We start from the raw sequence: 19,961 nt of genomic DNA, 5'->3' as shown, positions 1-19,961 counted from the left end.
TATTTGATATAATATTACACCTAGAAGCCAAACTCAAACCAACTAATGTCACAAACAGTCTGGATCGCACGCCACGGAAACCGCATCGACTTCGTAAACCCCGACTGGTTTCTCACGGCAGAACACCGCTACGATCCCCATCTTTCCGAAGACGGTCACATTCAAGCCAAACAACTCGCCAATCGCCTCAAAGGTGAAGGAATTTCTCACATTTTCGCTTCCCCTTTTCTGCGAACTGTCCAAACAGCAAATCACGCGGCGGTCGCTCTCGATTTGTCAATTAAACTAGAGTGGGGACTGTGCGAGTGGCTGAATGTTGAATGGATGACCGAAATGCCGGAAACTGAATCTGTCGAAGATTTGTGCAGGCGTTTTCCCAGGATTGATGCTTCCTACAAAGGTGGTATTCCTAAGTATCCCGAAACTGGGGAAGCTTGTCTCAAAAGGGCGGGGGAAACTGCTAAACGCCTCGCCGCACAGTTTCCTGAGGATATGTTATTAGTAGGTCACCGTGCGTCGGTTTTGGGAAGTGCGATCGGGCTAGCGGGCGGTGCAGAAACCGAAATTAATGCTTCTTTGTGCTGTTTGGTGAAAGTGGTGCGGGATGGGGGCGAATGGTCGATCGCACTTAATGGCGATACTTCCCACCTCACGGACACTGAAACCGTTGTCCGCTTTAATTAAAGTTGAGATTCGTGCAAAAAATCGCATTTTATGCTATTTGTACGGATTGGGTGCTATGTGCACACCCTACGTTTATTTGGTTTGTGAAAATCCGAGTGCTATCATTGAATGTCGATCGCACATTTCAAATCAAAAATCCCTAATCGATATGGCAGGACACAGTAAATGGGCGAATATTAAACGCCAAAAAGCTAGAGTTGATGCCGTTAAAGGCAAGGTTTTTGCCAGAATATCTCGCGAAATTATTGTCGCCGCCCGCAGTGGAGTTCCCGATCCCGCTGGCAATTTTCAACTGCGGACGGCTATTGAAAAAGCTAAGGCGGCAGATATTCCTAATGAAAACATAGAAAGGGCGATCGCCAAAGGTGCCGGTTTAGCCGGGGGTAGTTCCGAATTAGAAGCCATTCGCTACGAAGGTTACGGCGTTGGCGGCGTAGCGATTCTGATTGAAGCGCTGACAGACAACCGCAACCGTACAGCGGCTGACTTGCGAGAAGCTTTTAGTAAAAATGGCGGCAACTTGGGCGAAACAGGTTGTGTGGGCTGGATGTTCGATCACAAAGGAGTTTGTACGGTACGCGGTCCCATTGATGAGGAAAAATTGTTTGAAGCTTCCCTAGAAGCAGAAGCCGAATCCTACGATTTGATATCAATTGATGAGGATACTGAAGGTGCAGAAGTTTTTACAAGTGTGCCTAATTTGGAAAAGCTTGCTGATGTTTTGAAACAAACAGGTTTTGCAGTTTTACAGTCAGAGACTCGCTGGATTCCGAGCAATACAGTGGAAATAGACACTCCTGAAAAAGCTCGATCGTTCCTGAAGTTAATGGACGCCTTGGAAGATTTGGACGACGTGCAAAGTGTGACGGCTAATTTTGAAATGACCGATGAATTGATGTCCTCAATTATGATTTAAAATCCCAAGGTTCGTAGTGAGGACTTTAGTCCGCATCAGGTTCGTAGTGAGGACTTTAGTCCGCATCAGGCTCATAGCAAAATTTGAAGCTTACTAGAACAATTACAGCTTTGTCAGAGTATGAAAGTGCGATCGCGAATTATCTGGGAGAAGCAGTGCAGTACCGGATGGGCGATCGGATGCAGTAAGGTAGGTGGATGGGCGATCGTTTATCAAGTAGTAAGTTGATATATTGGCGATCGATATTTTGGTTCGGGAATGGGTTTTCCCGCAGATTGTGCAGCTTCCAGCCATGCTGTTTTAGCAATCTGTACTTCCTGCAAAGCTGATTCTGGGGTTTCGCCAAAAGCGGAACAGTATTTTAAATCGGGAATATCGGCAATGTAGCCTTCATCTTCGTTACTGTAAAAAATATTGATGCGATCATTTTTCATGGTTCATCATCCTTAATTTTGAACTATATCGTGTATTCCTGCTTCGTAAAATCCTTCCTCTTGAAGAAATTGAGTTAATTCCTTAAGTCCTTGGCGGCGCATCACTTTTCGCTGTTCTTGATAAATGATTAAATCCTTCAATTGAATCCGCCGATGGGAACCTACTTTGATATAAGGAATTGATCCTTCATCTAGCAACTTGACTAGAAATTGTCGCGATACATTTAGGATATCGGCAGCTTGCTGCGTTGTCAGTTCGAGATTGTGCAGAATATCAAGCAAATACATGGAAAACAAAAGACAAGCATTAAGTAGAACAACAAGTTTAGCCATATTAAAAAGTGAATTAATCCTATTCCTCGTATAAACCAGCTTCCTCAGTCATCTCGATTAGCTTATCTAATAGTTTACGGCACTTTCTGTCGCGCTGTTCTTGATAAATCATTGTTGCTGGTAATGGTTTACCTTCAGCTTGACAACTCTCGATTAGTAACTCCAGTACCTCTCGCGCATTATAAATAGCTTCTTCATAAGAATCTCCGTGAGTTACCGGCTGCATTACATCCTCAAATTCCGGCAAAAACACCACAAAGCATCGATCGCCTTCTGACCATTGGATAACGATTGTATATTTCATGGTTCTGTCTCCTCTGCTTCGATTTGCCTACGCACCTCAATTGTTTCGCTGCCTAACTTATGTAAATATAGTTTAGCATCATTTCCGTCTTGACAAGCTATGATAAGAGCCTTGGCCAATTATAGAATGCAGTAAACAAATCTAAAATGGAAACAATACAACTGTCTTTGTTCTCAAACGAGTCAGAATTAACTCCTGCCAAAAAGCAGAAAAAAGCAAAATTAGGGCGTTACGAACGCATCCAACGCGAACTAGAAGCAAATGAATGCGACCCCTACAAGATATTCATTGATATTGAATCTCAGTTACTGCCACAATCCGACTATACATTTGTCGATCTGTTCTGCGGTGCAGGCGGCATGACCCAAGGTTTATTGCAAGCAGGTTTTCGACCAGTAGCAAGTGTTGAAATTAATCCCATCGCCTCGGCAACTCATACAAAAAACTTTCCTGATTGTCATCACTTGTGCGACGATATCAAAAACTTAAATCCCCAAAAATTGCTCGCTGAAATCGGTGCGCTAGAAGTTCATGTTGTTGTAGGTGGGCCGCCGTGTCAAGGCTTCTCAGTGGCAGGAAAACGCGACCCGAACGACCCTCGAAATCGCCTATTTAGAGAGTTTGTCCGCGTAGTCTCTGAAATACGTCCTTGGTATGTTGTCATGGAAAACGTACCAGGAATATTGACTATGCAAAAAGGAGCTGTTAAACAAGCAATTTGCGAAGCTTTTCAGGAAATTGGCTATCCGCATATGTCCGTTGCTGTTCTGGAATCAGCAACCTATGGAGTCCCACAAATCCGCCCGCGAGCTATTTTTATTGCAAATAGATTTGGGATGCAAAATCCCTATCCCAAGTCGCAATTGTTGCCAGAACAATACAAAGCAATCGAATCAGCAATTTACGATCTACCAGAGTATACTCCCATCCCAGAAATTAACCACGAATGGACTCGTCATTCTGCTGAGTACATGGAAAGACTTGCGAAAGTTCCACCAGGTGGTTCCTTGTATGAAAGCTATGCCGATGCTTTTAAGCGACAGTATCCGGGAAAGCCCAGTATGACTGTCAAAGAAAATCACGGCGGCACTCATATTCATCCTTATCTCAATCGCGTTATTTCAGCTCGTGAAATGGCTAGATTGCAAACTTTCCCGGATTCATTTATTTTTGAAGGTTCGATGAAAAAGGCAATGTGGCAAATTGGCAATGCTGTGCCGCCGCGATTAGCAGAGTGTATCGGTTTTGCACTTATTCCATACTTGACTAATATTGCACTTAAGAAGCCTAGCTTCGTTACTGTTCAATCTGCCGAACAGATTCAGCTAGTTTTTGATTGAGAGCATTTCGCCAAGTTTCAAAATCATACCAGCCACATCCTGTGCAGCCTTCCTCAGATTCAGCGCCTCGCTGATGTATGGAAGGCCAGTCTTCGCCCTTTTCATACCAAAACTTGATTCCAAAAGGTGTGCCTCTTTTCCCTGTTTTGATGCAGCGTTCGCAGCTTCGAGATTTGAGAAGATTGTGATTTCCTGAATCATCTTTTTTGAGCAACTGAAACTTTTTCTTTATTTCAGATTCGCTCATAGATACCAAGTGCGGTGGTTCATTATCTCCCCAGCGTTCCATCGGAAACCTATGGTCAATTACTAACTCATGAGCTGCTCGTTTTCTTTGTTCGATTACATCTGTATAAGAGTAAACTTCGAGAATTCTTTTTACCAGAGAAGCGGGTATGTTAGCAGCAGAATTTGCTGATTTGATCTCTCCTGTCCACAAATCGCCCAAGCGTGTTACTTGACAAGTTGGACAGTACCTCTTTTCTGTTTGAATAACAAGACCGGGGCGCTTCCTTGTTCCGCGCTGCAATCCTTGAATACCACCACCTCCGGCATATTGAGCTGATGCTATCTGTTTGCCTTCGCACTCTCGACAATGCCATTGTTGGTCTGATAAAAGATTTAAAACTCTCAATTGGGTTGAGTCTTGTTTTAATTGAGCTTTAATTGTCGTTGCTAAATCTTGATTGCTCACTCTATATTTTCCGCTTCTATTTCTAGATTGTCGAGAAGATTGGAAACTGTCAAACCTAAGCCACTAGCTAGACTCGCAATTGCCGTCATAGAGGGATTTCTGACTCCGCGCTCGACTCCAGATATATAGGTGCGGTCTAAATTAGCCCGCATTCCGAGTTCTTCTTGCGAAATTCCCAACGCTGTCCTGTGTTGCCTTACCAGATGACCTAAAGCACGCAAAATCTTCTGTTTCGATCGACTCATCTGCCAATTGTCATTCTCTGCGGACGATCGGTCTACGGACTATGTGTCACATATTTGGAAACTTCGTGAAGCCTAGCTATCCCGAAGGGAATCGCCCCCAATTCTCCATCCCGACTCCAGACCAGCACCACACAGATGTACGATGGTGCGATCGCACAGTTAAACTGAAACAGTATACGTTCCGATTAAAATGAGACTATCGCCAACATTGAGGGGAAAAAGATGACTTCTCAAACGATCGAACTTTTGGAAGATTTGCTAGGCAAGTTACAACACTTACTCCCGGAAAATCAGCAGCTTTTGTTAACTTTTGCAGAGTTTTTGCTGGAACGACAGATGCGATCGAGCCCTGAAAACACTTCAGTTGAAGCTGCACCTCCTCCTCCGCAACAACGAGTTTTAGGTCTGCATCAAGGGATGGGCTGGATGAGTGAGGATTTTAACGAGCCACTTTCTGATGCGTTGTATTAATAACTTTACGCTATCTGCAATCGTTGTCCCAAAGTCTGAGGTTCTGGTAGAGGTTTGCCATCTTCTTGATAGAGTTCAATCAATGTTTCTAACAATTCTTGTCCGTGTTTTGCCGCTTCCTCGTAACTGTGTCCGTGAGTACAAGGCTGCATGACATCGGTAAACTCAGGTAAACTGACAACAAAAAGTTGATCTTCTTCTGACCACTGGATGATGATACTGTAATGGCTATTCATTCTTCTATCTCCTTCAGCTTCTGTAAATCAGAAATTACTCTTTTTTCGTGATAATTTGGCGCATCATCACCATCATTACCTGATAGTGTAATTTTTTCAGGTAATAATGGGTGTTCCCATACAGTGTGACTGCCTTTTCCCTGTCTGTAAGTAAATCCTGCTTTTAGTAATAGACTTTTCAATTCTCTGACTTTTTTAGGCATGAGTGATGCCAGCTATTGAGGTTTAGAATATTGTAGCCGATCGCCCAAACGACAAAAATACAAAAACCTAGTTTCTGCACTGCAACCAAAGAAACCGGGTTTTTACCGAATCTTCGGGCTACAACAAAGTATTATCGTAAAAAACCCGGTTTCTAGGCCCCAAAGTCCGATCGCTCTTGCACCCCTCACAGATGTACAATGGTGAGATCGCATTCCCCAACTCCCAACCGTGATTGACCGCTACACTCTGCCCGAAATGGGCAACATCTGGACTGAAACCGCCAAACTCAAAAGCTGGCTACAAGTAGAAATCGCTGTCTGCGAAGCTCAAGCCGAACTCGGCTACATCCCCGCCGCCGCAGTCGAAGAAATTAAAGCTAAGGCTAATTTTGACCCCAAACGAGTCCTCGAAATTGAAGCCGAAGTCCGCCATGACATGATTGCTTTCTTGACAAATGTCAATGAATATGTAGGTGATGCCGGCCGCTACATTCACCTCGGCTTAACCAGTTCCGATGTGCTCGATACCGCTTTGGCGCTACAATTAGTCGCCAGCGTTAACATCTTGTTGGAACGTGTCGAAGATTTGAGCCAAGCTATTCGCTATCAGGCCCAACAACACCGCAATACTGTGATGGTTGGCCGATCGCACGGAATACACGCCGAACCCATCACCTTTGGCTTTAAACTGGCAGGATGGCTGGCTGAAGTGTTTCGCAGCCGAGAAAGATTGGTGAATTTGCGATCGTCGATCGCAGTTGGCAAAATCTCCGGCGCAGTCGGAACCTATGCTAATATCGATCCGCGAATAGAAGCGATCGCCTGTCAGAACCTCGGACTCGAACCCGATTGTGCATCGACTCAAGTCATTTCGCGCGATCGACACGCCGAATACGTCCAAACCTTAGCACTGTTAGCTGCATCGATCGAGCGTTTTGCAGTGGAAATTCGCAACCTGCAACGCACCGATGTTCTCGAAGTCGAAGAGTTCTTTTCCAAAGGGCAAAAAGGCTCATCCGCCATGCCGCACAAACGCAACCCGATTCGATCGGAAAGACTCACAGGAATGGCAAGAATTGTTCGCGCCAACGCCGTCGCAGCCTTAGAAAATGTAGCGCTTTGGCACGAAAGAGATATTTCTCACAGTTCCGTAGAACGGATGATTTTGCCCGACAGTTCCACTGTTACCCACTTCATGTTAGTCGAAACCACAGACTTAGTAAAACACCTGCTAGTCTATCCCGAAAACATGAAGCGAAACATGAATCTTTACGGCGGAGTTATCTTCAGCCAGCGGGTGATGCTAGCCTTAGTAGAAAAAGGTACGAGTCGCGAAGATGCTTATAAAATTGTGCAATCTTGCGCTCACCAAGCTTGGAATAAAACGGGTGGCAATTTCTACGATTTAATTTCCAAAGATGTCAGCGTTACTGCTCGCATGACAACCAAAGAAATTGATGATTGTTTCGATCCGCAGTACCAATTAAGGCATTTAGATTTAATCTATCAGCGCTTGGGAATTTAAAAATATTTTTAAATTCCAACTAAAGATACAATATCGATCGTAATCCTTCATCTATTTCTTCCTGTAAATCCTGTGGTATTGTGCCAATGCACTCAATTAAAAACGTTTTGTCCACAGTAAAAAGCTGAGAAATATTAGCCACAGAATCCTTGGGTAAACCTGTGGCTTTACTCGGTAACGAGACATTACCTGGTGCTTCCGCTAACCGCATATTAGAAGTAATGATGACGACGATTACAGTGCTAATACGACGCTAATACGACTTTGAGTAAAAGTATCATCCTGAACTATTAACACTGGACGACGATATCCAGGTTCAGAAGCAACTGGATCGGATAAATTTGCCCACCAAATTTCTCCACGATACATTACCAATCCTCATGAGGTAAGGACATAAATTGCATCTTCGCCAAGACAGGATCTAGTTCGGATGACTCTTCAGAATAGACTTGATTTAGTTTGCTCAAAATTCGATCGCGGTTGTGTCGCCGCACATAAGCCTGTAATGCTTTGGTATAAAGCTCATTGCGTGATAATCCTAACTGATTAGCCAACGCCTCGGCTTCTTCAAACACTAAATCTGGAAGTGAAATTGCAGTTTTCATAGCTCCCCTTGCTGTCACGGTTACTAGATAATATTGGTTATAGCACAGAACAACGACCTCAATCTACTTTTTAACACTCACAATCAGAACAGCTATGAAATTTAATCGTTTTGGAAAATACCCGATCGCATTTATGTTAGTGTTGCTCTGTGCGATCGGTCTGCACCATCCCATATTTGTCCGCGCAACGGAGTCGCCACAAGTGCAAATTACCCAACCAGAACCAACCTCAGTAGCACCTGAAAGCGTTTTCATGAGTCAACTTCCCAGTTGGGCGCGGCTGGTTGACATCCGTACCGTTAATCGCAACATTCGCCTCGATATCCGCTACGCCACTACTAACAATTTCTTGAAACGAAAGCTTTATACAGTAGCAAAATGCGCTTTGAGAAGTTCTGTTGCTGAAAAATTGGGGAAAGTTCAAACTGATTTAGAAAAAATCGGCTTGGGTTTGAAAGTTTACGATTGCTACAGGCCTTTCTCTGTGACTAAGCAAATGTGGGAGTTTTTGCCAGATCCGAACTATGTTGCTAATCCCGCTAGGGGTTCGCGGCACAATCGCGGGGCGGCTGTGGATTTGACTTTGGTCGATCGCACTGGCAAAGAATTAGAGATGCCAACGCCCTATGACGATTTTACCAAAAAAGCTCACAGAGATTACAACGGTGGCAGCGCCCAATCTCGGAAAAATCGTCAAACGCTTGAAGATGCGATGAAAAAACAGGGATTTATCGGCATCACCACAGAATGGTGGCACTTTGATTCGGAAGATTGGCAGAAATTTGCGATTTTAGATATATCGCTTACTGAAATTCCTTAATTAGCTAAGCGCAAACAGGTTCGTAGTGAGGACTTTAGTCCGCAAAAAACAGGTTCGTAGTGAGGACTTTAGTCCTCAAAAAACCAGGTTCGTAGTGAGGACTTTAGTCCGGAAAAATTGTTAAATCAGGACTGAAGTCCTTACTACGAACCTGAAGAAGGACTGAAGTCCTTACTACGAACCTGAAGAAGGGCTGAAGTCCTTACTACGAACCTGAGGAAGGACTGAAGTCCTTACTACGAACCTGAAGAAGGACTGAAGTCCTTACTACGAACCTGAGGAAGGACTGAAGTCCTTACTACGAACCTGAGGAAGGACTGAAGTCCTTACTACGAACCTGAGGAAGGACTGAAGTCCTTACTACGAACCTGAGGAAGGACTGAAGTCCTTACTACGAACCTGAAGAAGGACTGAAGTCCTTACTACGAACCTGAAGAAGGACTGAAGTCCTTACTACTAACCTGAAGAAGGACTGAAGTCCTTACTACGAACCTGAGTATGTCAACGGACTCGCACATAAAATTCGTATTCATAGCCACGGAAATTTGAGTTTAGTTCAAATGTGTAATTTCCAGTAACAGGAATTTTGCCCGTCCACTCAGTTTTATTACCTCCTGTATTCGGATCTTCTGCTAAAAGTTTGCCGCTAGGAGTGATAATTTGCGGGAAAACATCTTTCCGATTCTTAACCGTCATTGTTTGATTTTTAGCAGCCCGAATCTTGTAAGAGTGAGTTCCACCGCCAATGATTCGACCTTTAACAATTGCCTCATCTCCCCCAAACAAAAAATTAATCTGCTGGTTGACATTAGAACAACTGCTTTCCGTGCGATTTTTGGCAATCCAACCGGGCGGTTCGGTAATTCGCAGCCAACCATTTTGTTCTTCTGCAATGGAAACAAAGGTATTATTTTTCAGTTTTCCTACTATTTTGCTGTCGTTTACTTGCGGGTGCGATCGCACATTCAGCGGTGGATTCGGATCGCTAACTACAGCCATACTGATTTTACAGCCGGAATTGGGCGGTGTGACAACTACTGGCGCACCTTTTTGCTGCGAGACTCCAGCGATTAGCGGTAGTTGAAATGCGCCACTTTTGGCTGGTTGAGGTTGAGATTTCGAGGCTTCCCCAGGCTGGGTTTCTACTTCCAGAGGTTCTGCTGGTTCAGACTCGGGGTTGTTCGCCGGAAAAAGTGAAATATCGTTGCTGACTGCTGCTGGGGATTCTGCAAGGGGTGCATTGGATTGTTGAATCCTACCTGACTGTATGGTTGCAGCAGCTACTCCCACGGCTGTGGCTAGCCCTGCTAAGGTGACTGTGATGATTTGAGTAGAAGTAAATGGCATAAAAACCCCCTCTGTATTTATACTGATATTTTTTGTTGCGGAATTGACGCGATCGCCAATTAAGTTATAGAGAAAATACGTAATTAGGCGAATTTGTCAAGATTTTGCTGGAAAAATCGGGCCGACAGCGATTTGATTTATAGTGAAAATACTTAATCTGGGCTCATGTTTCCGGATGAGTGCCTAAAATTTAACATTGATGATTGTCACAATAATTTTAGTCCGTCTATACTTGACACCTGTGGTGATGCTACTGTTGCTCTGAGCCAGTTGTGCTCAAATCTAGCAACGTAAGCATCCAGCGCGAGGTGCCGTTTATTAGTTCTCATGTCAACATTTATTCCTTTCCAATTACAACCACCTCGCGATCGACTGCTTTCGGAGGTGAAGCAGGAAGCCGAAGCGGGCCGATCGCAATCCTTGCATACTGCTGTGCTGGCTAACCTCAGCCAAGACTCGCAGCCTGTCGGTGTCAGTCGCTGTTGGGATGTGGAAGTGAAAGCGGGAAATCGTCCAAGTTTTCGGCTTCCAGCCAAAGCTAGCATTTCTCAAGTGTTCGATCGCACCAGCGGCAAATTAGTCATTTTGGGAGCGACGGGTTCCGGCAAAACCACGACGCTGCTAGAATTGGCTCTGGTGTTAGTTTCGCGCGCCGAACAAGATCCTAATTTACCAATACCGGTGCTGTTTGAACTCGGATCGTGGAAAGCAGAATCGGGGGCGATCGCAGATTGGTTAATTGTTCAGCTTCATTACAAATACGGCATCTCAACCACTGACGGCAAAAAATGGCTGGCCGAACAAAAATTGCTACCTCTTTTCGACGGTTTGGACGAACTAGAAATTCACCGCCAAGATAGCTGCATTCAAGCAATCAATCAGTTTCTTGAAAGCGAATTTCAACCCAAACATTTAGTAGCGTGCAGCAGTTTTGAAGCTTACAAAAACTGCCCGACTAGATTTAAACTGCAAGCAGCAGTTTTGCTGAAACCTCTGACCGAAACTCAAATTCAAAATTATCTACTCGAAGCCAGAAGCCGCGAACTTTGGTACAGCATAGAGAAGGAGCCGGAGTTGTTAAAATTAGCAAAATCTCCGTTATTATTGAGCATGATGGCTTTGGCTTATGATGATATTTTAATCGAATCTTGGAAGCGAATAACTTCCACAGAAGAACAGCGCAAATATCTGTTAACTGCCTACATCCGCCACCAAATGACTGGGGAAGTCAAGCAGTATCCCAGAGGAAAGGAACTGCGGCCCGAACAAATTCGCCGCTGGCTGGGATGGTTGGCGAGAAAGATGGAACAGCAAGGAATTCAAGAATTTTACCTCGATCGCATCTCGTCTAGTTGGCTGCAAACAGCCGAAGAACAGCGCAAGTATCAGTTTGGAATTAAACTGTTGGGCGGGCTGATTTGGGTAATTTTGGGAGTAATCGCCACCCTAGTCTCCGGATCGGTTTTGGGGTTGATGGCGGGTGCTGCGGCTGCGGTAATTAGTGCTTTGTTGCCACCAATTCCAGCGATTGATAGTTTGATATTGCGCCTCGTATTGTGGTCTAGCGGTCATATTCCGTGGGATTACCAGCGTTTTCTGGATGCTGCGGGCGATCGACTGTTGCTGCAAAAAACGGGCGATCGACGTTATCGATTTATTCACGATTTATTGCAAAAGCATTTTGCTGAAATATAAATGCAGAGCTTGACAAAAAATAATATTTGTGATATTACCCGGCGGTTGAAACCGCGGCTACACAGACAAAACCCGCCTCCGCGGGTTGAAGAGTACCTAGTAAAAATGCGTTACTTTCTTGATTCCGCGGAGGCGGAATTGGTTTGTGTAGACGCGGTTTCAACCGCCGTCCTTTCTTGATTCCGCGGAGGCGGAATTGGTTTGTGTAGACGCGGTTTCAACCGCCGTCCTTTCTTGATTCCGCGGAGGCGGAATTGGTTTGTGTAGACGCGGTTTCAACCGCCGTCCTTTCTTAATTCCGCGGAGGCGGAATTGGTTTGTGTAGACGCGGTTTCAACCGCCGTCCTTTCTTAATTCCGCGGAGGCGGAATTGGTTTGTGTAGACGCGGTTTCAACCGCCGTCCTTTCTTGATTCCGCCTCCGCGGAATTCGTTTGTGTAGACGCGGTTTCAACCGCCGTCCTTTCTTGATTCCGCCTCCGCGGAATTCGTTTGTGTAGACGCGGTTTCAACCGCCGTCCTTTCTTAATTCCGCCTCCGCGGAATTCGTTTGTGTAGACGCGGTTTCAACCGCCGTCCTTTCTTGATTCCGCGGAGGCGGAATTGGTTTGTGTAGACGCGGTTTCAACCGCCGTCCTTTCTTGATTCCGCGGAGGCGGAATTCGTTTGTGTAGACGCGGTTTCAACCGCCGTCCTTTCTTGATTCCGCGGAGGCGGAATTCGTTTGTGTAGACGCGGTTTCAACCGCCGTCTTTGGTGGTATTTTTGCCATGAGAAATAGTTGTTCCGCACTAAATTCTAATCCATCAAAAAGTGGATCTTTTAATAGAGTATCTCCCATATAAGTCTGCGGTGCTGCATCCGGATAAAAAACTGTAATGCTTCTGGCCTTACTATCTACCACCCAAACTCGCAAAACCTTAGCATCTAAATAATTTCTCGCTTTCGCAGCTAACTGACCGAAAGTTTGTTCGGGTGAAATAATTTCTATGACTAATTCCGGGACGACAGGACAGGCTTCATCTTGATTCCAGTCTGGAGACAAACGTTCGTAAGAAACATATAAAAGGTCTGGGACTGGAACCCAATCTCGCCCCATTTTGGTTAATTTAACTGCCCATTCTACACCAATTTCTCCCCGTTCTTCACCCCACTGTTCGAGGATTTTTATCAGGCTTCTGGTGAGGCGAGAATGAAATTTTTTCGGTGACATCTTCGGTACTGCTTGATTGTCAACAAGTTCGTAGGTAATATCTCCTTCTCCTTCGGGGAGACTGAGAAACTCTTCCAGAGTTAGTTCTGTTTTGGCCTGAAACATAATATTCCTCTGCTGTTAAACGGCATATAATGCGACCAAATCTTAGTATTCGTAGGGTGCGGATCCATTTTTAATCTCTAAATTATATCGACTTTTCGAGTGGCCACGCACCTTACACATAGGTTTGTTTCCACGAGTCTTGCGATCGCAGGTGCGTCGCTACTAGATTGTCGCTTTTTCTTGAGGATTGTCGATCGCGACGCACCCTACAGCTAAGCTTGGATTACTTAAATATTGATTGACATAATACAAATGTTATGATATGTATTGGCAAAATCTCCAGTCTTAACTGTCAAATGTACGATCGCATCCTCATCGACACCCCCAAAAGGTTAAGATTTTAATTCTGACCCTCCTGCAATCATTGCTTCACCTCCTATGGCAGAAACCCTATTGTTCAACGCCCTCCGCGAGGCGTTAGACGAAGAAATGGCCCGCGACTCCTCTGTATTCGTACTCGGCGAAGACGTAGGTCAATACGGTGGTTCCTATAAAGTCACCAAAGACCTCTACGACAAATATGGCGAGCTCCGAGTCCTGGATACCCCGATCGCCGAAAATAGCTTTACAGGCATGGCAGTCGGCGCAGCAATGACGGGATTGCGCCCGATCATCGAAGGCATGAACATGGGCTTTTTGCTCCTCGCCTTCAACCAAATCTCCAACAACGCCGGAATGCTGCGCTACACCTCCGGCGGCAACTTCAAAATGCCGATGGTAATTCGCGGCCCCGGTGGCGTGGGCCGACAACTCGGCGCCGAACACTCCCAGCGGTTAGAAGCATATTTCCAAGCAGTACCGGGTTTGAAAATAGTCGCCTGTTCGACTCCCTACAACGCCAAAGGACTCTTAAAATCAGCCATTCGCGACGATAACCCGGTGCTGTTTTTCGAGCACGTTTTGCTTTACAACCTTAAGGAAAATTTGCCAGACACAGAATATTTAGTGCCGTTAGATAAAGCGGAAATTGTGCGATCGGGCAAAGATGTCACTATCTTGACATATTCGCGGATGCGCCACCACGTCCTGCAAGCCTTGCCGGCACTCATGAAAGAAGGTTTAGATCCCGAAATAATCGACCTAATTTCTCTCAAACCCCTCGACATGGAAACCATCGGCGAATCTATTCGCAAAACTCACAAAGTAATTATTGTAGAGGAGTGCATGAAAACCGGAGGCATAGGTGCCGAACTAATTGCTTCGATTAGCGATCGATTTTTTGACGAACTCGACGCACCCGTTTTGCGCCTGTCTTCACAAGATATTCCCACGCCTTACAACGGTAATTTGGAAAGACTGACAATTGTCCAGCCCAATCAAATAGTCGAAGCCGTCCAAAAAATGGTAGGTTTGCGAGTATAAATAGTCAGTTGACAGTTGACAGTTGACAGTTGACAGTTGACAGTTAATTGTTGTCATTGGTTGAGAAGTAGGGGCGCAGTATGCACCGATTTATTTTTTTACCATCAAAGGTAAACTCTGAAGTGATAATTAAGAAGTTAATGGATGCACTCACGGTCTCAGAAACCTGCTTTATTGCGATATTTCTCGTTACTTAACTCAAAAATCGTAGAAAGTCTGTTTCTTTCCAACTCACTAATGACAACTGACAACTGACAACTGACAATTGACAACTCACTAAAGACTAATAAATAATTAAGTATGCAAAAACAACGTTCATTATTAGCCCTAATTTTTGTTTTAATCGTAGCCGCTATTACTGTGATAGCAACAATTCCGACGCGGCTGGGATTAGACTTGCAAGGAGGGTCACAACTCACAATTCAGGTAAAAACTACCAAAGATATCCCGAAAATTGACCCAGGAATGTTAGAAGCAGTGCGGCGGATTGTCGAAAACCGCGTCAACGGTTTGGGCGTTTCCGAAGCATTAGTGCAAACAGTAGGAGAAGACCAAATTCTCGTACAATTACCTGGAGTCAATGACCCGCAGCAAGCAGAACGAGTTTTGGGCGGCACTGCAAAGCTAGAATTTCGGGAACAACTGCCGGGAACAGAAGCGCAATTAGGTATTGAAAGGCAGTTGCAGCAGGAATTGCTGGCAAAGCAAACAGCATTGAGAACTAGCAAAAACAGCAAAAATGAGGCCGCAATTCAAGAAAATCAGGCTGCTTTGAAAAGAAGCAATGAAGCGATCGCCAAACTCTACAAAAGCAGCGAACTCGGTGGCGCCAACCTCAAAGATGCTCAAGCTCAACCCACTGGTGGTAACGACTGGAATGTCGCACTCAATTTCGACACCAAAGGAGGCGAACTCTTTGCCGAACTCACTAAAAACTTAGCCGGCACGGGACGGACTCTCGGCATTTTTCTAGACGACAGAATGATCAGTTCTCCTGTTGTAGGCGTTGAATTTGCCCAGACAGGAATTACTGGTGGCAACGCTGTAATTCAAGGTCGATTTACAGCACAAGAAGCTAACGATTTAGGAGTGCAATTGCGGGGTGGTGCTTTACCAGTGCCTGTCGAAATTGTAGAGAACCGCACAATCGGTGCAAGCTTGGGACGAGACAGCATTCAAAGCAGTATTAATGCAGGTATCGGCGGCTTGGTTTTAGTCTTGATTTTCATGGTGGCGTACTACCGACTGCCTGGGGTTATTGCAGATATTGCTCTGTTAATTTATGCTCTGTTAACTTGGGCCGCTTTCGTGCTGTTGGGAGTAACTTTAACGCTGCCGGGAATTGCTGGTTTTGTGCTCAGCATCGGGATGGCTGTGGATGCTAACGTGCTGATTTTTGAGCGCACGCGGGAAGAGTTGCGATCTGGGAAGACGCTTTATCGATCGGTAGAATCAGGTTTTTACCGCGCTTTTTCGAGCATTTTAGACGGTAACGTAACTACACTGATTGCTTGTGCTGCTTTGTTCTGGTTGGGGGCTGGTTTAGTCAAAGGGTTTGCTGTAACGCTGGCCTTGGGCGTCGCAGTGAGTATGTTTACTGCTCTTACTTGCAGCCGCACTCTAATGTTGGTAGTGTTGGGCTTTCCCAAATTACGCAAACCCGAGTGGTTTTGTCCCGGTTTGTCGAAAACTGCTAATAGTTAATAGCTAATCGTTAGTTATTTGTTATTTGTTATTTGTTATTTGTTAACTGCGACCAATAACCAATAACCAATAACCAGTAACCAGTAACCAGTAACCTCTTCCCTCTTCCCTCTTTCCTCTTCCCTCTTCCCTCTTCCTTCAAATTATGCAATTCAGTGTTATCAAACAGCGATCGATCTGGTGGAGTATTTCCGCCGCTATAATCCTTGCAGGTATAGTGTCGATGGCGATTTCTTGGACTCGTCCCGACATCCGCGCACCGCTGCGCCCCAGTTTAGACTTTATCGGCGGCACTCGGCTGCAATTTGAACTCGACTGCACGAAACCGGAAAATTGTAAACCCATAGATATTGCCACTGTCCGCCAAGTCCTCGACACCCAAGGTTTGGCCGGCAGCAGCATTCAAGTTATCGGCCAAGAACAGCGCGGTTTGTCCCTGCGGACTAAAACTTTGGATGTCGAACAGCGGACTAAGTTGCAAACAGCTTTGAGCGAGAAAATAGGCGCTTTTGCTCCTCAATCTATTCAAATTGATACGGTTGGCCCTACTCTCGGCAAACAGTTATTTACTTCCGGTTTGCTAGCTTTGTTCCTTTCCTTTGCTGGTATTACTATTTATCTGACGTTTCGATTTCAGTTAGATTATGCCTTTTTTGCTTTCGTTGCTTTGTTTCACGATGTCTTAATTACCCTGGGCATTTTCTCAATGTTGGGTTTGGCTATAGGAGTGGAAGTTGACAGTTTATTTGTGGTTGCACTCTTGACAATTATCGGTTTTTCTGTTAACGATACAGTGGTAATTTACGATCGCGTGCGAGAAGTAATCAAGCTAAATCCCGGACAGTCGATCGATCAAATTGTCGATGATGCCGTCATGCAGACCCTGGGAAGGTCAATTAACACGACCATGACGACGCTGCTGACCTTGTTTTCCATCTTTTTGTTTGGTGGCGAAACTCTCAAATACTTTGCTTTAGCCTTGATTGTCGGCTTTATTGCTGGTGCGTATTCCAGTATTTTCATTGCCAGCACCCTGCTAGCTTGGTGGCGCAGTCGTACAGGCAAATCCATCGCCGTCCCCGCAGAAGGAATTAACCCATCAGAAAAAGTTTAACGATTGTTGGTGATCGGTCATTAGCGATCGAGCTGTTGACTGCTGATTGAGAATTAATCACAACTGAGAAGTGACTACCGACTGCCGAAAACTAATAACTGATAACTGACCACCGACTATCAACAACTGTCAACTGTCAACTGTCAACTGTCAACTGTCAAATGACCAATGACCCAAATTTTCAAATAGAAGTCCAAAGGCTTCACAAACTAACAGTTTACGGCCGCTGGTTAACTGTGATATTGCTGTGGATTAGCGTCGGTTCTTTGAGTATTTGGGGTTTGCGCCGCGAAATCGCTTTGTGGTTAGAGCACTTCACCTGGGCGGCGGTGCGCTACGGTTTATATTTTCACCGCTGGTCAGCTCTCGGTTTGGTTTTGTGCTTGGGGATGACTTTAGTAGTGCTCAGGCAAAGTCGCAATGTGCGAGGATTGCAAGAGCGCGAAAAACAGGGTTTGGAACAACAAGTGCGCCGCATTCGCCAACAGGGGCCGAGTCATGTTTTGTGGAAGTGGGTTTGCAAAGGTAGTCAGTAGTCAGTTGTCAATTGTTAGTTGTTATTAGTCATTAGTCATTGGTCATTAGTCATTGGTCATTAGTCATTGGTCATTAGTCATTGGTCATTAGTCATTGGTCATTAGTCAGTAGTTAACTGTCAACTGTCAACTGTCAACTGTCAACTGTCAACTGTCAACTGTCATCAAGCAAAGCGAGGTAATATATGTGCTGGGGAAAACTGTTGAAGTGGAATCTCGATCGCAAATTCAGTTCCTTTTTCCGGTTCGGAAAAGCACTTCAACTCGCCACCGTGCTGGTTGACAACAATTTCATAGCTAATTGACAATCCCAACCCCGTTCCTTTGCCCACAGGCTTGGTGGTAAAGAAAGGGTCAAACAACCGCTTCCGAACATCTTCTGTCATCCCCGGGCCGTTGTCAGAAATCTTAATGATTACCTTTTTGCCCTCGATTAACTCCGTCCGAATCAGAATCGCAGGCATCAGATGGCTAGAATGAGAAATTGAAGATTGAGTGTTTGCACGGGAATTATTTCGATCGCATGCTTGCAAATTGTTCGGGGTTTTGCCATCGACAATTTCATGTTTTTTGCACTCAACAAGAGCGTAAATCGCATTAACCAAAATATTCATAAATACCTGATTTAGCTGTCCGGGATAGCACTGCACCAGCGGCAAGTCGCTGTATTCTTTGTGAATTGCGATCGCCTCCTGCCCTGGTTTCCCTTTAAGCTGGCTTTGCAAAAGCATAATTGTGTTGTTGATACCGTCGTGAATGTTGACCTGCTTCATTTGGGCTTCGTCTAACCTGCAAAAATTCCGCAGCGACAAAACGATATCCCGCACTCTTTCTGCACCTTGCTGCATGGAATCAAAAACTTTAGGTAAGTCTTCCAGCAAATAATCGAGTTCGATGTTTTCTGATTCCGCTTCAATTTCTGGGATAGATTCGGGACAGTGCTGCCGGTACAGAGAAAGCATCCGCATTAAACCTTCGGTATACTCTTTAGCATGGTGCAAATTGCTGTAGATAAAGCCGATGGGATTGTTGATTTCGTGAGCAACTCCTGCTACTAACTGCCCCAAAGAAGACATTTTCTCTGTTTGAATTAGTTGAGTTTGAGTGCGCTGAAGTTCCAGGAGGGCAAGTTCGAGCTGTTGGGCTTGATGTCTCAGTTGTGCTTGGGATTCCCGCATCGCCACGGTTGCTAACTCGTGAATTTGCAACTGAGAAAGCAGTAGTTGGTGAACGTCTAAAAGTTGATAGTTGTCCGGCTCTACCTGTACTACAATGGGTTCGTGGATTAGTTCGGGCGATCGCTCTAGAGACTGCCGCACTGCCTTCATAATAGAGGTTTTGCGATCGAGAACCAAGATATCAGTTTTAGTAAAGCGGTACAGGATGAACAAAGGCTGTTGAGAAAATAACTCCAAGCTGTAGGGGCGACTCATGTGTTCAAAAAAACGCCGGCGCGAAATCATCCCTGCAAACTTTCCTTTCTCAGTAATGATGATGCCGGGAAGTAAAGGATTAGATTGAAAAATTTTAGTAACTTCGCCACCCTGACACTCTGACTCCAGGAGAAAGTTGTACAGGGTTAATTCCTCTAGAGTCGATCGCAAACCGAGCGGCGATTTCAGGGGACTCACCCCATCAGTTTCATACACTGCTCCCTCCTTTGGTAATTGGCAGTTGCTGTTGGCTGCTGGAGTATTGCGTACTATTTGCACTGCTTTCTCTACTCTTTTGATAGCTTGGCAATCAACTCTATTCGACTCGCTCCAATCGAGTTAATTCAGCATGATTTTTTTCTTAAATCGTGCTGTTTTCACCCGAAACAATATAGCCGGTTAGATTAATTTAACAGTAGATACCTTTGCAACCTGACTACTTAGTAAGTTTAATCTGTCCCAAATTCTCCTAACCAGAATCTAGCACTTATCACTAGCTTGAATGTTTCATAACATGAATTTGGTTCAGATTGATAGACATCCGCGATCTGGGCGAGGACATTTGCTATTACCCCTTACCTAAAATTATATGACAATCCAGAAAAGAGTAGTGACCAATCTGGAGCCGATCGCCAGCCGTGAC

24 protein-coding genes are annotated in these 19,961 nt (G+C 45.0%); 11 read left to right on the top strand and 13 right to left on the bottom strand.

Annotated features, from left to right (window positions below):
- Nucleotides 1–45: 45 nt before the first annotated feature.
- Both QZW82_RS08995 and QZW82_RS08990 read left to right on the top strand, forming a co-directional pair.
- Nucleotides 46–684, top strand: coding sequence for a histidine phosphatase family protein (locus tag QZW82_RS08995; protein ID WP_293147204.1), 639 nt, complete (start codon nt 46–48; stop codon nt 682–684).
- A 148-nt stretch (nt 685–832) separates the two neighbouring features.
- Nucleotides 833–1,600 (top strand): YebC/PmpR family DNA-binding transcriptional regulator, encoded by a 768-nt coding sequence (locus QZW82_RS08990; protein WP_293147368.1) that lies wholly within the window; start codon nt 833–835, stop codon nt 1,598–1,600.
- A gap of 212 nt (nt 1,601–1,812) precedes the next feature.
- On the opposite strand, the gene QZW82_RS08985 is transcribed toward QZW82_RS08990, so the two are convergent.
- The 3 genes from QZW82_RS08985 to QZW82_RS08975 are packed head-to-tail and all read right to left on the bottom strand — an operon-like array spanning nt 1,813 to nt 2,671.
- Nucleotides 1,813–2,034 (bottom strand): type II toxin-antitoxin system HicB family antitoxin, encoded by a 222-nt coding sequence (locus QZW82_RS08985; RefSeq protein WP_293147202.1) that lies wholly within the window; start codon nt 2,032–2,034, stop codon nt 1,813–1,815.
- Nucleotides 2,035–2,046: 12 nt separating this feature from the next.
- On the bottom strand, nt 2,047–2,367 hold the full coding sequence (locus tag QZW82_RS08980; protein WP_293147200.1) for a helix-turn-helix domain-containing protein: 321 nt from the start codon (nt 2,365–2,367) through the stop codon (nt 2,047–2,049).
- Nucleotides 2,368–2,386: 19 nt separating this feature from the next.
- Nucleotides 2,387–2,671 carry a type II toxin-antitoxin system HicB family antitoxin gene (locus tag QZW82_RS08975; protein ID WP_293147198.1) on the bottom strand — a complete coding sequence of 95 codons (285 nt, stop codon included), beginning with the start codon at nt 2,669–2,671 and terminating at the stop codon, nt 2,387–2,389.
- A gap of 146 nt (nt 2,672–2,817) precedes the next feature.
- Between QZW82_RS08975 and QZW82_RS08970 the strand changes: the two genes are divergently transcribed.
- Nucleotides 2,818–4,011 (top strand): DNA cytosine methyltransferase, encoded by a 1,194-nt coding sequence (locus QZW82_RS08970; RefSeq protein WP_293147196.1) that lies wholly within the window; start codon nt 2,818–2,820, stop codon nt 4,009–4,011.
- Here the strand turns inward: QZW82_RS08970 and QZW82_RS08965 are convergent.
- Both QZW82_RS08965 and QZW82_RS08960 read right to left on the bottom strand, forming a co-directional pair.
- On the bottom strand, nt 3,968–4,705 hold the full coding sequence (locus tag QZW82_RS08965; protein WP_293147194.1) for a restriction endonuclease: 738 nt from the start codon (nt 4,703–4,705) through the stop codon (nt 3,968–3,970). The genes QZW82_RS08970 and QZW82_RS08965 overlap by 44 nt on opposite strands.
- On the bottom strand, nt 4,702–4,950 hold the full coding sequence (locus QZW82_RS08960) for a helix-turn-helix transcriptional regulator (RefSeq protein WP_293147192.1): 249 nt from the start codon (nt 4,948–4,950) through the stop codon (nt 4,702–4,704). Before QZW82_RS08960 ends, QZW82_RS08965 begins: the two co-directional genes overlap by 4 nt.
- A 222-nt stretch (nt 4,951–5,172) precedes the next feature.
- On the opposite strand from QZW82_RS08960, the gene QZW82_RS08955 reads away from it, so the two are divergent.
- Nucleotides 5,173–5,421 carry a DUF2281 domain-containing protein gene (locus QZW82_RS08955; RefSeq protein ID WP_293147190.1) on the top strand — a complete coding sequence of 83 codons (249 nt, stop codon included), beginning with the start codon at nt 5,173–5,175 and terminating at the stop codon, nt 5,419–5,421.
- 5 nt (nt 5,422–5,426) lie between these two features.
- Here QZW82_RS08955 and QZW82_RS08950 read toward each other — a convergent pair whose 3' ends face one another.
- Both QZW82_RS08950 and QZW82_RS08945 read right to left on the bottom strand, forming a co-directional pair.
- The gene (locus tag QZW82_RS08950) at nt 5,427–5,657 is read right to left on the bottom strand and encodes a type II toxin-antitoxin system HicB family antitoxin (protein ID WP_293147188.1); all 231 of its coding nucleotides are present in this window, start codon (nt 5,655–5,657) and stop codon (nt 5,427–5,429) included.
- Nucleotides 5,654–5,860 (bottom strand): type II toxin-antitoxin system HicA family toxin, encoded by a 207-nt coding sequence (locus tag QZW82_RS08945; RefSeq protein WP_293147186.1) that lies wholly within the window; start codon nt 5,858–5,860, stop codon nt 5,654–5,656. Before QZW82_RS08945 ends, QZW82_RS08950 begins: the two co-directional genes overlap by 4 nt.
- A gap of 229 nt (nt 5,861–6,089) precedes the next feature.
- Between QZW82_RS08945 and purB the strand changes: the two genes are divergently transcribed.
- Nucleotides 6,090–7,385: an adenylosuccinate lyase gene (gene purB, locus QZW82_RS08940; RefSeq protein ID WP_293147184.1), complete on the top strand. Its 1,296-nt coding sequence runs from the start codon at nt 6,090–6,092 to the stop codon at nt 7,383–7,385.
- A gap of 19 nt (nt 7,386–7,404) precedes the next feature.
- Here purB and QZW82_RS08935 read toward each other — a convergent pair whose 3' ends face one another.
- The 3 genes from QZW82_RS08935 to QZW82_RS08925 are packed head-to-tail and all read right to left on the bottom strand — an operon-like array spanning nt 7,405 to nt 7,990.
- Nucleotides 7,405–7,596, bottom strand: a complete 192-nt coding sequence (locus QZW82_RS08935) for a type II toxin-antitoxin system PemK/MazF family toxin (RefSeq protein ID WP_293147182.1) — start codon at nt 7,594–7,596, stop codon at nt 7,405–7,407.
- A gap of 23 nt (nt 7,597–7,619) precedes the next feature.
- The gene (locus QZW82_RS08930; RefSeq protein WP_293147180.1) at nt 7,620–7,754 is read right to left on the bottom strand and encodes a type II toxin-antitoxin system PemK/MazF family toxin; all 135 of its coding nucleotides are present in this window, start codon (nt 7,752–7,754) and stop codon (nt 7,620–7,622) included.
- Complete coding sequence (locus QZW82_RS08925; RefSeq protein WP_293147178.1) at nt 7,754–7,990, bottom strand: hypothetical protein; 237 nt, start codon at nt 7,988–7,990, stop codon at nt 7,754–7,756. Before QZW82_RS08925 ends, QZW82_RS08930 begins: the two co-directional genes overlap by 1 nt.
- 94 nt (nt 7,991–8,084) lie before the next feature.
- Between QZW82_RS08925 and QZW82_RS08920 the strand changes: the two genes are divergently transcribed.
- Complete coding sequence (locus tag QZW82_RS08920; RefSeq protein ID WP_293147176.1) at nt 8,085–8,810, top strand: M15 family metallopeptidase; 726 nt, start codon at nt 8,085–8,087, stop codon at nt 8,808–8,810.
- 501 nt (nt 8,811–9,311) lie between these two features.
- On the opposite strand, the gene QZW82_RS08915 is transcribed toward QZW82_RS08920, so the two are convergent.
- Nucleotides 9,312–10,157: an SH3 domain-containing protein gene (locus QZW82_RS08915; RefSeq protein WP_293147174.1), complete on the bottom strand. Its 846-nt coding sequence runs from the start codon at nt 10,155–10,157 to the stop codon at nt 9,312–9,314.
- 327 nt (nt 10,158–10,484) lie between these two features.
- On the opposite strand from QZW82_RS08915, the gene QZW82_RS08910 reads away from it, so the two are divergent.
- Nucleotides 10,485–11,852, top strand: coding sequence for an NACHT domain-containing protein (locus tag QZW82_RS08910; protein ID WP_293147172.1), 1,368 nt, complete (start codon nt 10,485–10,487; stop codon nt 11,850–11,852).
- A 681-nt stretch (nt 11,853–12,533) separates the two neighbouring features.
- On the opposite strand, the gene QZW82_RS08905 is transcribed toward QZW82_RS08910, so the two are convergent.
- Nucleotides 12,534–13,169, bottom strand: coding sequence for a Uma2 family endonuclease (locus QZW82_RS08905; protein ID WP_293147170.1), 636 nt, complete (start codon nt 13,167–13,169; stop codon nt 12,534–12,536).
- A gap of 378 nt (nt 13,170–13,547) precedes the next feature.
- Between QZW82_RS08905 and QZW82_RS08900 the strand changes: the two genes are divergently transcribed.
- From QZW82_RS08900 to QZW82_RS08885, 4 genes are all read left to right on the top strand, one after another.
- Nucleotides 13,548–14,531: an alpha-ketoacid dehydrogenase subunit beta gene (locus QZW82_RS08900; RefSeq protein ID WP_293147168.1), complete on the top strand. Its 984-nt coding sequence runs from the start codon at nt 13,548–13,550 to the stop codon at nt 14,529–14,531.
- A 300-nt stretch (nt 14,532–14,831) separates the two neighbouring features.
- Nucleotides 14,832–16,235 (top strand): protein translocase subunit SecD, encoded by a 1,404-nt coding sequence (secD, locus tag QZW82_RS08895; RefSeq protein ID WP_293147166.1) that lies wholly within the window; start codon nt 14,832–14,834, stop codon nt 16,233–16,235.
- A 145-nt stretch (nt 16,236–16,380) separates the two neighbouring features.
- Nucleotides 16,381–17,349, top strand: a complete 969-nt coding sequence (gene secF / locus QZW82_RS08890; RefSeq protein ID WP_293147164.1) for a protein translocase subunit SecF — start codon at nt 16,381–16,383, stop codon at nt 17,347–17,349.
- A 161-nt stretch (nt 17,350–17,510) separates the two neighbouring features.
- Nucleotides 17,511–17,885 (top strand): hypothetical protein, encoded by a 375-nt coding sequence (locus QZW82_RS08885; RefSeq protein WP_293147162.1) that lies wholly within the window; start codon nt 17,511–17,513, stop codon nt 17,883–17,885.
- Between the two features lie 164 nt (nt 17,886–18,049).
- Here the strand turns inward: QZW82_RS08885 and QZW82_RS08880 are convergent, their stop codons facing one another.
- Nucleotides 18,050–19,597 (bottom strand): ATP-binding protein, encoded by a 1,548-nt coding sequence (locus QZW82_RS08880; RefSeq protein WP_293147160.1) that lies wholly within the window; start codon nt 19,595–19,597, stop codon nt 18,050–18,052.
- Between the last annotated feature and the right edge of the window lie 364 nt (nt 19,598–19,961).

Origin of the sequence: Microcoleus sp. bin48.metabat.b7b8b9.023 (assembly GCF_013299185.1) — a bacterium.
In the GTDB taxonomy this organism is placed as follows: Bacteria; Cyanobacteriota; Cyanobacteriia; order Cyanobacteriales; family Microcoleaceae; genus Microcoleus.
Note: the sequence above shows the minus strand (reverse complement) of the source record. Positions and strands in the feature narration are given on the sequence as shown.